We start from the raw sequence: 12716 nt of genomic DNA, 5'->3' as shown, positions 1-12716 counted from the left end.
CTGCCCACCACGGTCACCGTGCCCGCACGTGCGGGGTGGCCGATCCCAGGGCCGCGGCGAGGTTGTCGAGGGCCGCATCGAGACCGTTCTTCGGCAACGGCGCACCATCGAACATGGTGATGTGCACCGTGTCGTCGATGAGCTCCCAGGTGCCGACGATGCGTCCGGCGACGACCACGATCGGTGAGATCCAGCCCGCGGTTCGGCTCACCTTCGCCCGGTGCGCCTCCGGCAGTAAAGCGGTGTCCTTGGTGCCGGGGCCCAGGACGTACTGGTCGAAGGCGCCCAACAGGTGCACCGACGTCGTCGGCTCGGTCGCGACCAGTTCATCGACGTGGTCGCTCAGCAGATAGCCGGGCCGCCCTTCCACCTCGACCTCGGTCACCGTGTCCCCCAGCTCCGAGAACCACCGGCGCAGTACGGTTTTGCGCAGGCTGCCGCGGCTGAGCCAGGCATCGAACGTCTCCGGGGTGCCCGGGCCGTATGCCCCCAGGTAGGCGGTGATCGCCAACGGTGCGGCTGCGTCGGGTTCCGGCAAGCCCGGCCAGTCGCTGACCTGACGCGCCGGTGCGGCGAAGGTGATTTTGCTGCCGCGCGCTGGTCCGTGGCAGATCGCGCCCTGCCAGGCAAGGGGTTTGAGCAGCGCGCCCCAGCCGGAGCGCAGCTGCTCGCCCAGTCGATGGAAGGCGGCGTCGGCGGTGAGCGCGTCGACGAGTTCCTCGCGGGTGAGCGTGGCGCCGTCCAGGAGGTGGCGCACCTGCTCGGTCAGTGCCGCGACCTCGTCGGGTGAGGCGCCGAAGTTGCGTTGCCACACCGGTTTTTCCCAGGTGCGGGCCGAGGCGAGCAGCGCGAGGCAGGCCGCGGCGAGCTCGGGAGTGAGCGCGTGCAGCGTGCCGCGCATCGCCCACGTCTTGATCAGCGTGCCCTCGGTCAATTCGCGCACCAGCGCGCCCGGCGCCGGTGCCGAACTACGCAGCGCCACCGCAAGTTCCGCGGCCGAGGTGACCTGTGCCTGCACCCCGCTCAACCGACCGACGATCTCGGACACACTCGCGGCGCCCGAGGTGACGTACTGGCGTCGCAGCCGCCACGCGAAAACCTGGTCCCAGGTGAGGCGCACGGGTCCCCCTTCGATCTTCAGAGCACAGCGCTGCAGAACGCTACCGTAGCCGCGGCCACCGCCAATCCGGTCACCGTTGTCGCGATCACCCCGAGCAGCGCGGTGCGGGTGGTCGCCCGCCGGATCGGGCTCACCGGATCCACCAGCCGCTCGGCCCGGGCCAGCACCGCCGTCCCCGCGGCGCCCAGCGCACCCGCCGGTACCGCCCCGGACACGCCGAGGATCGCCAGCAACCCGCCGAGCAGCGGTTCGGAACCGTGCTTGCCGGCCGCCTTGTCATCGGCGCACATCTCCAAGAGCCGGGTGATCTCCGCGGCGCCCGCGGTGGCCAGGCGCAGCCCGGGCAGCGTGGTCGCGATCGCGCGCAACACCGCGGTCAGCGGGGCGTGCCTGCCGGACAGGTGGGCGCGTTCGTGAGCCAGGACCGCGGCGAGTTGGTCCGGTGCCAGCGCGTCGAGGGCGGCGCTGGTGACGACGATGGTGTCGGGGCGTCCCGGCACGCAATAGGCTTGGCGCTGCGGCGAATCCAGCACCAGCGCGCCGAGACCGGGCACCCGGCGCCCGACCAGCCGCAGCGCCTTCGCGTGCGCGTGGGTGCGCCTGCGCATATCCCGCACCACCGCGACCGCCCGCGCCACCACCGCGACAGTGCAGGTGGCGACCAGCGCGCCGACCGCGAAGGTGGCGGCCTTGGTCGCGCCGCTGCCGTCCTCGTGGATCGGGGTCCACATGATCGCGAAGCAGGCGCGCAGCGCCTCGTGCGGATGTCCCCAGTAGGTCGCGAACTCGACGGTCAGCATGGTCGCGGCCGCCGCCCACGCGCCGAGCGCGCCGACGATCGCGACGACCCAGGCGATGATGCCGAGCCGCGGGGCGTTGCCGCGCCGGGTCAGCCGGGTCAGCACCGGCGGGCCGAGCGTGGCCACCGTGCTGCCGTAGAGCATCAACGCGATCGCCAGCGTCACGGCGTGGCGTTCTCGGCACCCGGCAGCGCGCCGGGCGTCTTGCGGGCGGTGAGCCTGCGGAGCGCGGCCCGCAGACCGGCGGATTCCTCGGCGCTGATCCGATCGACGAAGTGGCTGAGCACCAGATCGGAACGTCCACCCGCGCCGAGCGCCTCCAGCATGAGCCGGGCGCTGTGCTCCTCGCGGGTCAGCGTCGGCCAGTACCGGTAGGCCTTCCCGGAACGCTCGCGCGCCAGCCAGCCCTTGCGATGCAGATTGTCCATGGTGGACATGACGGTGGTGTAGGCGATGTCGCGTTGCGCGGACAGTTCGTCGAAGATTTCGCGCACCGTGGTGTCCTCCGCGTCCCGATCCCAGATGCGGTCCATGATCACCGCCTCCAGGTCTCCAAATCCGCGCAACCTACCGACTCCCTCATCCTGAACGTGCCGTGCTGTCGGGTCAGCGTACCGGTTAGTCCGGATTGCTACGTAGCCAAGCCGTAGATTTGGGCGGTTGCTCGGCGGATGTCGGTAGGCCGTGCGAACATATGTTCGTGTCCGACGCACCCGCCACCCGTCCGCGGATAGTGGCGCGGGCCGAGTCGTCCATCCTGCACGCCGACCTCGATTCGTTCTATGCCTCGGTCGAGCAGCGCGACAACCCGCGGTTGCGCGGCAAGCCGGTGATCGTCGGCGGCGGGGTGGTGCTCGCGGCCAGTTATGAGGCCAAGGCGTTCGGGGTGCGCACCCCGATGAACGGTGGGCAGGCGCGGCGGCTGTGCCCGCACGCGATCGTCGTCCCGCCGCGCATGTCGGCCTACGCGGAGGCGAGCAAGGCGGTATTCGAGGTCTTCCACAACACCACCCCGGTGGTCGAGGGTGTGTCGATCGATGAGGCGTTCCTCGATGTCGGCGGGCTGCGCCGGATCGCGGGTGAGCCGATCGGGATCGCCGAGCGACTGCGCGCCACGGTGCGCGATCAGGTCGGGCTGCCCATCTCGGTCGGCATCGCTCGCACCAAATTCCTCGCCAAGGTCGCCAGTGCCGTCGCCAAACCCGACGGCCTGCGCTTCGTCGCCCCCGACGGCGAACTCGACTTCCTGCACCCGCTGCCGATCGAAAGGCTCTGGGGCGTCGGCGAAGTCACCGCCCGCACCCTGCACGACCACGGCATCACCCGGGTCGGCCAGCTCGCCGACCTCGGCGAAAGCCCGCTGCGCGCGATCCTCGGCCCCGCCGCCGCCCGCCACCTCTACGCCCTGTCCTGGGCGCGCGACCCACGCCGCGTCGAAACCGGCGTGCGCCGCCGTTCCATCGGCGCCCAACGCGCCCTCGGCCGCCGGCCACACCCACCCGAGGACATCGAGGCCTACCTGCACGGCCTCACCGATCGCCTGGGCCGCCGTCTGCGCGCCGCCGACCGCATCTGCCGAACAATCGTGCTGCGCATGCGTTTCGACGACTTCACCCGAGCCACCCGCTCGCACACCCTCCCCGAACCCACCGACCACACCGAAACCCTGCTGCACGCCGCCCGCACCCTCCTCGCCACCGCCATGCCCACCATCGAAGAACGCGGCCTGACCCTCATCGGCCTAGCCCTCACCAACCTCACCGACGCCAACCCCTACCAACTGACTCTCCCCTTCACCCCCCGAGCCACCAACACCCTCGACGCCACCCTCGACACCCTCCGCCACCGCTTCGGCTCCACCGCCATCACCCGAGCCGCCCTGCTCACCCGAGGCGAAGGCCTCTCCGTCCCGCTGCTTCCGGACTGATTCAGCCGATCGCCATCGCGGACGAGGTGTGTTCCGCCTCGAAAAGGACGTTCTCGCAGGCTGATTCGAGCAATTCGATGCTTATGAAGCGGACTGCCCCTGCGCGGCGGCCAACGCCTCTTCCTGGATGCGGGGGAACTGGGCGCCCATGGCTTCGGAGAGGGCTTGGGCGGCGGAGAGGGGGCGGACCATGACGGTGAAGGTGTCGATTTTGCCGTTGTCGTCGAAGTGCAGGAAGTCGCAGCCGTTCACGGTTTTGCCGTTGACGGTGGCTTCGAAGACGAGGGCGTGGTCGCGGCCGTCGGCGTCGATGATCTCGCGCAGGTAGTGGAAGTCCTCGAAGACGCGCATGACGCCGCGCAGGATGGCGGCGGTGATGGCCTTGCCCGGGTAGGGCTTGAAGGCGACGGGGCTGGTGAACACGACGTTGTCGGCGAGCAGCGACTCGAGCGCGTCGAAATCCCTGGTCTCGACGGCTTCCCGGAACGTGGTCATGCCAGCACCTCGCATATGCAACTAGTTGACTAGGGTCTGACGCGAGCGTAACCCAGAATCAGTGTTGCGTGCCAGCTGACCGGCTTGACGGCACAGGACGACCTCCGCCGACGGGCGGTCGCCGGCGGAGGTACTGGGCCCGGCCCTATTCCATCTTCACCGGAATCTTGCGGGCGGTGCTGCTGGATTCACCCATCCGGATGCGCACGGTGAGGATCCCGTTCGCATAGGTGGCGGAGATGTCGTCGTCGCGGGCGCCGACCGGCAGTGCGACGGTGCGCATGAACGATCCGTAGCGGAACTCCGAGTACCCGCCCTCCGAACGCCGCTCACTGCGCTCGGCTTTGATCGTCAGTCGCCCATCGTGCACGGAGACCTCGAGATCCTTGTCCGGATCGATTCCGGGGATCTCCGCCCGCACCACGTGATAGTGGTCGTCGTCCGGCGTCTCCTCCACCCGCAGATTGTTACCCGATCCCGAGCCGACGAACGGCACCAACTTGCGCAGGAAATCGCCGATGCCGGCCAGGGGCGAACGGGACTGCTGTGACACAGGAAGCTGACTCATGATTCCTCCAGAAGTCGGCTGCTGACCAGCACAATTGTACCGAAATCAGCGAGATCGTTTGGGTCGCTTGTCCATCAGGCGCAGGATCAGCGGCGTGAAGATGAGCTGCATGGCCAACTCCATCTTGCCGCCGGGCACGACGATGCAATTGGGCCGCGACATGAACGAGTCGTGCAGCATCGAAAGCAGGTACGGGAAGTCGATCACCTTCGGGTCGGCGAAGCGGATGACGACGAAACTCTCGTCGGCGGTCGGGATGCTGCGGGCGATAAACGGATTCGAGGTGTCCACGGTGGGCACCCGCTGGAAGTTGACGTAGGTGTGCGAGAACTGCGGGCAGATGTATTTCACGTAGTCGGGCATCCGGCGCAGGATCGTATCGATGACCGCCTCGCTGGAGTACCCGCGTTCGGTCTTGTCCCGGATCACCTTCTGGATCCATTCGAGATTGACGATCGGCACCACCCCGACCAGCAGATCCGCGTACCGCGCGATGTTCACGCTGTCGGTGACCGCGGCGCCGTGCAGTCCCTCGTAGAACAGCAGATCGCTGCCGGGCGCCAGGTCTTCCCACGGCGTGAACGTGCCCGCGGGCTGCCCGTAGGGTTTGGCCTCGAACTCGTCGTGCAGGTATTTGCGCACCGAACCGACCCCGGTCTCACCGTACTCACGGAACAACGTCTCCAGCTCCGCGAGCAGATTCGCCTCCTCGCCGAAATGCGAGAAGGTGAGGTTGCGATGCTGTTCGGCCTCGGCCATCGCGAGCTTCATCTCGTTGCGGTCGTACCGGTGAAACGAATCCCCCTCCACGACAACAGCATTGATGCCCTCGCGACGGAATATCTCCTGAAAGGTCCGGGTGACGCTGGTCGTTCCCGCACCGGATGATCCGGTGATCGCGACGACGGGATGCTTGACCGACATGACACCTCCTCGATTGCCGGACAACAGAACTCAGCGCGGTGCCGGACGAAACAGCGACCGGGACCCGAACAACGAACTGTCGAAGCTGGGCCCGGCCTCGGGCTCCCGGTGATAGCGCTCGATCCGCTCGACCTCGTTGCGCGAGCCGAAGATCAACGGCACCTGATGATGCACGTGCTCGGGCGGCACCTCCAGCACCCGCTCGGCACCGGTGCTCGCCCACCCGCCGGCCTGCTCGACGATGAACGCGACCGGATTGGCGCCATAGAGCAACGACACCCGCCCCGGCCGCACCGGCGGACGGTTGTCGTGCGGATACAGATAGACCCCGCCACGGGTCAGAATGTGGAAGGTGTCCGCGACCAGCGACGCGACCCAGCGCATATTGAAGTCGCGCCCGCGCGGCCCCTCCACCCCGTCGAGGCATTCGTGCACATACCTGCGCACCGGCCGCTCCCAGAACCGCTCATTGGCGGCGTTGATCGCGAAACCCGAGGTGTCATCCGGGATCCGCATCCGCGGATGGGTCAGCACGAACGCGCCGATCTCCCGATCCAGGGTGAACCCGTCGACGCCACTGCCGGTGGTGAGCACCAGCATCGTCGCGGGCCCGTACAGCGTGAATCCGGCACAGACCTGGCGCACACCGCGTTGCAAGAAATCCTCGGCGGCAGGCGCGCCGTCGTCGCGGTCCGGTGTCCGCAGCACACTGAATATCGTTCCGACGGGCAGGTTCACGTCGATATTGGACGATCCGTCCAGCGGATCGAAGGCCAGCAGATACTTTCCGCGCCGGTGGGCGTCGGGCACCGGATGAATCGTCGGCATCTGCTCCGACAACAGCGCCGACAGATGCCCCGTCCACTGCGTCTCGGCCACCATGATGTCGTTGGCGATGGCATCGAGCTTGCGGTGCACCGTCGGCGGCAGATTGTCCGGCTCCGACGCGCCCAGTGAGCCGACGATGGCGCCCCTGGTCACCTGGTTGGCGATGATTTTCGTCGCGGTCGCCACCACATTCACCAGGGCGGAGAACTCACCGGACGACCCGGGGTGCCGGTGTTCCTCCTCGATCGTGTAGCGGGTGAGCGTCTTCAGTCCTTCGGGCATGGGCGCCTCGATCTCGTCACGCCGGGGCCCGCGCGCTGGGCCCGTCCTGCGGTTCGGTGCTGTCGGTGAACACGCTGCTGCCGTAGACATCCTGGTCGGTCAGCGTGATCAGGTCGGTTTTGGTCAGTGGTCGCCGCAGTTCCACCAGCCGTTTCGCCTGCCGCAATCGGCACCGGTCCAATGCGTTGCGCACGCTGCGCGCGTTGGAGAACCGCGGCCTGGTCATCCGCAATGCCAGGTATTCGGCGAAGGCGGCCTGCGCGGGTTCGTCGAAGCGGAAGTTCTCCCGCGCCACCATGAGTTCGGCGATGCCGAGCAGTTCGGCGTGGGTGTAGTCGGCGAACGCGAGATGGTGGGCGACCCGTGAGGACAGGCCGGGATTGGCGGAGAAGAAGCGCTCCATCCGATCCGGATAGCCCGCGAAGATCACCACCAGGCTGGCCCGCTCACTTTCCATCTCCTGCAACAAGATTTCGATCACCTCCTGCCCGTAGTCCCGCTCGTTCTCCGGGCGGAACAGGTAGTAGGCCTCATCGATGAACAACACCCCGCCAGCCGCCTTGGCCAGCGCCTCCTTGGTCTTCGGCGCGGTGTGGCCGATGAACTGGCCGACCAGATCGTCACGGGTGACGGTGTGCACCTTGGGTTTTCGGATGTAACCCAGCGCGTGCAGCAGCTCCGCCATCCGCAGCGCCACGGTCGTTTTGCCGGTGCCGGGCCCGCCGGTGAAGCTCATGTGCATGGTGGGCCGGGACGAGCTCAAGCCGAACCGTTGCCGGGCTCGATCGATGAGCAGCAGCGCGGCGATCTCCCGCACCCGGCGCTTCACATTCGCCAGGCCCACGAGTTCGGCGTCGAGCCTGGCCAACGTGTCCTCGACGTCATTGCCCGCGATATCGGTCGAAAGATCCAGCAGTGCGGCATCATCCAGTATCTCGACCGCGTCCTCGGCAGGCTCGGCAGGTACCGGCCTGCCGTCACCTGCGCCGGGACGGTGCAGTCGGAAACCGTTGGGCTCAGCCGCCATACCGCTGTCCCTGGCGTTTGTCGGTGGCGTAGGGGCGCAGGCCGTACTTCTGCTGGCGATCCGGCCCCTCCAGGCGGGTCAGGCCGAAACCGGGCTCGTCGGCCGGGCGCTGCACCAGGAAGCTCAGCGCCGTGGTCTGCCTGCCGAAGCGGGCGTCGTAGGCCAGCACCCGGACGTAGTGGCGGGGAAAGGTCGCCCGGCAGGCGTTGATCTCGGCGAGCACACCGTCGGGCTCGTCCAGATCGAACAGCGGCAGGCCCCACATCTCCCAGTAGGCGTTACGGGGATGCGGGTCGTCGGTGTATTCGATCGACACCGGCCAGCTGTTGAGCAGCGCGTAGCGCACCTGGGCGGCGATCTCCGCGTCGGTGGGCTCCGGCAGATACGAGAAAGTTCCGTGACGCAGATACATGGCGAGGCTCCAAGGGATTTCAGCGGGTAGCGGTCGGCACCGCGTCCGGGGCGTCGGTGGAGGTGTACTCGAAGGTGACATCGCCCCAGGTCGCCAACGCCACCTCGAGCGGACGGCAGAGCTCGGCCGCCTTGCGCAACACCTCCGGGCCCTCCTTCAACAGATCACGACCTTCGTTGCGCGCCTTGACAACCGCTTCCAACGCCACCCGATTCGCCTCGGCGCCCGCCGCGATACCCAGCGGGTGTCCGATGGTGCCACCACCGAACTGCAGGATCACGTCGTCGGCGAAAAGATCCAGCAGCTGATGCATCTGACCGGCGTGGATACCGCCGGAGGCCACCGGCATCACCCCCGGCAGGCTCGCCCAGTGCTGGTCGAAGAAGATGCCGTTGCCCGGGTTGGCGGGAATGTGGTTCTCCCGCAACGTGTCATAGAAACCCCTGGTCGTCGCGGGATCACCCTCGAGCTTGCCGACCACCGTGCCCGCGTGCAGGTGATCGACGCCGATCAGCCTGCACCACTTGGCCAGCACCCGGAAGCTCACACCGTGCGTCTTCTGCCGGGTGAAGGTGGAATGCCCGGCCCGGTGCAGGTGCAGCAGCACCCCGTTGCGCCGCGCCCAGTGCGACATCGACTGCATGGCCGTGTATCCCACGGTCAGATCCATCATGATCACGACACTGCCCAGTTCCTTGGCGAACTCGGCCCGCTCGTACATGTCCTCCATGGTCGCCGCGGTGACATTCAGGTAATGGCCCTTGATCTCGCCGGTGTCGGCCATGGCGCGGTTGACGCCCTCCATGGCGAACAGATAGCGGTCCCGCCACCGCATGAACGGCTGGGAATTGATGTTCTCGTCGTCCTTGGTGAAATCCAGCCCGCCCTTGCACGCTTCATAGATCACCCGGCCGTAATTGCGTGCCGACAGACCGAGTTTCGGTTTCACCGTGGCGCCGAGCAGTGGTCTGCCGTATTTGTTGAGATATTCGCGTTCCATCACCGTGCCGTGCGGCGGGCCTTGGAAGGTCTTCACGTAGGCCACCGGAATTCGCATGTCCTCCAACCGCAATGCCAGCAGCGGTTTGAAACCGAACACGTTGCCGATGACCGAGGACGTCAGGTTGGTGATCGAGCCCTCCTCGAACAGGTCGAGATCGTAAGCGACATAGGCGAAATACTCACCCGGCCGACCCGGCACCTCGTCGACCCGGTAGCACTTGGCCTGATACTTCGAGTGCGCGGTCAATCGGTCGGTCCACACCACCGTCCACGTCGCCGTGGACGATTCGCCCGCGACCGCGGCCGACGCCTCGATCGGATCCACTCCCGGCTGCGGGGTCACCCGGAAAACGGCGAGCACATCGGTATCCGACGGCTGATAGTCCGGCGCGTAATATCCCATCGACGCATACGATTGAACACCCGGATCCCACCGGTCCCGCTCGGTCTCTTCGGCCATCGTTCCTCCTGGCAGTCGCTACTGCGGGACGCCCGGATCCGGGAAGGGATTGCGCGCCTTGCGAATTCCAGGATGACGGCAGCGTGCACAACAAACAATTTGATTGTTCCTGCGAAAGTTCAACCGAATAGTCAGGTTTCGTGCCCCACGAAATGGGGTAAGGAAGCCCCCGGGCAGTGGAAAACTTCCTGACCCGCCGCGAACACCTCGGGGCGCGCACCGCCCCGAGGTGTTCGAGCGCGACGCGGAAGGGGAGTCACGCGCCGCAGTCGGGTTGACCTCGACAACACCGATGTTTGCACAGATCACCGCAGGCGCGGGGACGTCAATTCCGTTGGCACCAGAGTCGCGGTCGAAGTTTTGCTACCGTCGGCGGATGGGAGCGGTCAGTGCGGCCAGGATGGAAACATTCCTGGTCGTCGCCCGGCTCAGCAGCATCCGCCGCGCCGCCACCCAACTGCACATCACCGAGGCCGCCGTCTCCGCCGCCGTCGCGCACATCGAAAAACAATTGGGCGCCAAGCTGATCGCCAAATCCGGGCGCGGGATCGCACTCACCGAAGCCGGCCGGGTCTACGCCGAATACTGTCGCAGCATCCTCGGACTGATGCGGGAAGCCCACGCCGCCGTCCAGCAAGCCGAGACCGGGCGGCTGCGCATCGGCGTCGTCGCCACCGCGGGCGAATACGTGCTGCTGCGCCCACTCGCCTCGTTCCGCCACCGATACCCCGACATCGAACTCAGCCTGTCGGTGCACCCGCGCGATGTCCTGTTTCTCGAATTGCAGCATCACGAAACAGATCTCGTCATCGCGGGCCGCCCACCCCGCAACACCGGCCTGGTCATCCGCGCCCGCAGACCGAGCCGTCTCGTTGTCGTCGGCGCCGCCGACCACAGCCCCGACCCACTACAGGCCACCTGGCTGCTGCGCGGCCGCGGTTCCGGCACCCGCGACGCCACCCTGAGTTTGCTCGACGAACTCGAAATCAACCCGCCCACCCTCACCCTCGGCAGTCACGGGGCCGTACTGGCCGCCGCCCGAGCAGGGCTGGGCGTCACCCTGATCCACAGCGACGCCATCTCCCAAGATCTCGAATCCGGTCTGCTGCAAATACTTCCGGTCACCGGCACCCCCCTCGACCGCCCTTGGCACGCCATCACCACCCGCACCGCCACCCCTACGGCGCGCCTGTTCCTCGCCCACATCTGCGACCCCACCGAAGTCGGCCCCGCCGCCTTCCACCCGGCTTGAACCCGCCCAGCGAGCCGCCCCGCCGCTCGACGCACCTGAATCTCACCCCGACACCCTTGGCTGAGCGACTGCGCAGGCATCCGGCGCGAGCATCCGCCATATTTGACCTACGATTACAAAACCTCTATGGTTCATCTTGTGGCACGCACAAAGAGTTTCGATCCCGACGACGCGGTCGCCAAAGCGATGGAGGTCTTCTGGCGCAAGGGATACGCCCGCACAACTCCCCAGAACCTGGTCGACGCGATCGGCATCGGCCGGGGCAGTCTGTACAACGCGTTCACGGGCAAGCACGACTTGTTCGAACGGGCGCTGCGCCGGTATCAGGCGCAAGAAACAGTGCGGCTGATCGATCTGCTCGACGGGCCGGGTTCGCCGCGGGAGCGGGTGCACGCCGCCTTGACCTTGGTGCTCGAGGCAGCCTGCGCGGACACCGACCGCCGCGGCTGCCTGGCCACGAATGCCGCGGTCGAGCTGGGTGGCGCTGACGAGGCGGCCACGCTGCTTGTTCGCCGCATCTTCGACCGACAGCGCGACGCCTTCCGGGGCGCTATCGAGGAGGGGCAGCGCGCGCGGGAGTTCGGCGCCGATCTCGATCCGCGGGCGGCAGCCGACTTCCTGCTCGCCACCATCAACGGTATGCGGGTGCTCGCCAAAGTCGACCCCAGCCCGGCCCGACTCGCCGCCCTGGCCGAAACAGCAATGCGCGCATTGTAATTCACCTCCCCCGTCGACTCGATAGACAAACGTTCAGCAGCGGGCAATTACGTTGCCCTGATTTTGTAATTGTAGTTCAAGAAAGGGAACGCCATGGATCTGCAACTCGCAGGCAAGACCGCCGTCGTCACCGGGGCGAGCAAAGGTATCGGACTGGAGATAGTCCGGGCACTCATCGCCGAAGGCGTGCGCGTCGTCGCCGCCGCACGCACTGTCACTGCGGAACTGCGTGCGCTCGACGGCCCATCCACCGCGGTGACCGTCGATTTGGCCACCCCGGACGGGGCCGCCGCCTTGGTGCAACGAGCCACCGAGATCCTCGGTGACCTCGATATCCTGATCAACAATGTCGGCGGTGTCGTCCCCGGCAGCGCCGACGCCCGCGGCTTCCTCGAGATCGCCGACGATGCCTGGCAGCGCACCTACGAACTCAATCTGTTCAGCACCGTCCGGGTCACCCGTCGCGCCTTGCCCGGTCTGCTCCGGCGGCGCGGCGTGATCATCAACATCTCCTCCATCGGCGCACGCGCCGCCTACCACCCCGTCGACTACGGCACCGCGAAAGCCGGACTGAACAATCTCACCAAGGCACTCGCCGAAGAGTTCGGTCCGCACGGTTTGCGGGCGCTTACCGTCTCCCCGGGGCCCACCCGCACCCGCAATTGGTCGGCCCCCGACGGTTACGCCGCCGACGTGGCCGCCCAGAACTCGATGACCCTCGACGAGTTTCTCGACCAGGCCCCCACCCAGATGGGCATCACCACCGGCCGACTCACCGAACCAACCGAAATCGCGGCACTGGTCAGTTTCCTGGCGTCCCCTCGGTCCGGAAACCTCACCGGCGCCGACTATTTGGCCGACGGCGGAGTAATCAAGACGGTTTAGCGCGGTGTGCTGCCCGG

At 67.1% G+C, this 12716-nt stretch carries 14 protein-coding genes; 4 read left to right on the top strand and 10 right to left on the bottom strand.

The features are described from left to right. Positions 1-13 precede the first annotated feature (13 nt). The 3 genes from ACFK0J_RS20495 to ACFK0J_RS20485 are packed head-to-tail and all read right to left on the bottom strand — an operon-like array spanning position 14 to position 2486. Positions 14-1120 carry a winged helix DNA-binding domain-containing protein gene (locus ACFK0J_RS20495; protein WP_378729583.1) on the bottom strand — a complete coding sequence of 369 codons (1107 nt, stop codon included), beginning with the start codon at positions 1118-1120 and terminating at the stop codon, positions 14-16. 17 nt (positions 1121-1137) lie between these two features. After that, complete coding sequence (locus ACFK0J_RS20490; RefSeq protein ID WP_378729581.1) at positions 1138-2085, bottom strand: M56 family metallopeptidase; 948 nt, start codon at positions 2083-2085, stop codon at positions 1138-1140. Next, positions 2082-2486: a BlaI/MecI/CopY family transcriptional regulator gene (locus tag ACFK0J_RS20485; RefSeq protein ID WP_281427662.1), complete on the bottom strand. Its 405-nt coding sequence runs from the start codon at positions 2484-2486 to the stop codon at positions 2082-2084. Before ACFK0J_RS20485 ends, ACFK0J_RS20490 begins: the two co-directional genes overlap by 4 nt. A 128-nt stretch (positions 2487-2614) precedes the next feature. Between ACFK0J_RS20485 and dinB the strand changes: the two genes are divergently transcribed. Further along, entirely contained in the window at positions 2615-3847 is a 1233-nt protein-coding gene (dinB, locus tag ACFK0J_RS20480) for a DNA polymerase IV (RefSeq protein WP_378729579.1), read from the top strand. A gap of 81 nt (positions 3848-3928) precedes the next feature. Here the strand turns inward: dinB and ACFK0J_RS20475 are convergent, their stop codons facing one another. The 7 genes from ACFK0J_RS20475 to ACFK0J_RS20445 form a co-directional block, all read right to left on the bottom strand. After that, the gene (locus ACFK0J_RS20475) at positions 3929-4342 is read right to left on the bottom strand and encodes a nuclear transport factor 2 family protein (protein ID WP_378729577.1); all 414 of its coding nucleotides are present in this window, start codon (positions 4340-4342) and stop codon (positions 3929-3931) included. 145 nt (positions 4343-4487) lie between these two features. Then, positions 4488-4910, bottom strand: a complete 423-nt coding sequence (locus ACFK0J_RS20470; protein WP_378729575.1) for an Hsp20/alpha crystallin family protein — start codon at positions 4908-4910, stop codon at positions 4488-4490. A gap of 45 nt (positions 4911-4955) precedes the next feature. After that, complete coding sequence (locus ACFK0J_RS20465) at positions 4956-5834, bottom strand: phosphoribulokinase (protein WP_378729573.1); 879 nt, start codon at positions 5832-5834, stop codon at positions 4956-4958. Between the two features lie 30 nt (positions 5835-5864). Then, entirely contained in the window at positions 5865-6944 is a 1080-nt protein-coding gene (locus tag ACFK0J_RS20460; protein ID WP_378729571.1) for a class 1 fructose-bisphosphatase, read from the bottom strand. 16 nt (positions 6945-6960) lie between these two features. Then, complete coding sequence (locus ACFK0J_RS20455) at positions 6961-7971, bottom strand: AAA family ATPase (protein WP_378729569.1); 1011 nt, start codon at positions 7969-7971, stop codon at positions 6961-6963. Continuing rightward, positions 7961-8383, bottom strand: a complete 423-nt coding sequence (locus ACFK0J_RS20450) for a ribulose bisphosphate carboxylase small subunit (RefSeq protein ID WP_378729567.1) — start codon at positions 8381-8383, stop codon at positions 7961-7963. The genes ACFK0J_RS20455 and ACFK0J_RS20450 overlap by 11 nt, the downstream gene beginning before the upstream one ends. A 19-nt stretch (positions 8384-8402) precedes the next feature. Beyond that, on the bottom strand, positions 8403-9845 hold the full coding sequence (locus ACFK0J_RS20445; RefSeq protein ID WP_378729565.1) for a form I ribulose bisphosphate carboxylase large subunit: 1443 nt from the start codon (positions 9843-9845) through the stop codon (positions 8403-8405). A gap of 376 nt (positions 9846-10221) precedes the next feature. Here ACFK0J_RS20445 and ACFK0J_RS20440 point away from each other — a divergent pair, with 376 nt between their 5' ends. The 3 genes from ACFK0J_RS20440 to ACFK0J_RS20430 all read left to right on the top strand — a co-directional run bounded on the left by ACFK0J_RS20440 (position 10222) and on the right by ACFK0J_RS20430 (position 12699). After that, positions 10222-11097 carry a LysR family transcriptional regulator gene (locus ACFK0J_RS20440; protein WP_378729563.1) on the top strand — a complete coding sequence of 292 codons (876 nt, stop codon included), beginning with the start codon at positions 10222-10224 and terminating at the stop codon, positions 11095-11097. Positions 11098-11235: 138 nt separating this feature from the next. Continuing rightward, positions 11236-11814 (top strand): TetR/AcrR family transcriptional regulator, encoded by a 579-nt coding sequence (locus tag ACFK0J_RS20435; RefSeq protein WP_378729561.1) that lies wholly within the window; start codon positions 11236-11238, stop codon positions 11812-11814. A 93-nt stretch (positions 11815-11907) separates the two neighbouring features. Then, a complete protein-coding gene (locus ACFK0J_RS20430; protein ID WP_378729559.1) occupies positions 11908-12699 on the top strand; it encodes an SDR family NAD(P)-dependent oxidoreductase in 792 nt (263 codons plus the stop codon). The last annotated feature ends 17 nt before the right edge of the window (positions 12700-12716 follow it).

The organism is Nocardia brasiliensis (assembly GCF_042691675.1).
GTDB classification, from domain to species: domain Bacteria; phylum Actinomycetota; class Actinomycetes; order Mycobacteriales; family Mycobacteriaceae; genus Nocardia; species Nocardia brasiliensis_D.
Note: the sequence above shows the minus strand (reverse complement) of the source record. Positions and strands in the feature narration are given on the sequence as shown.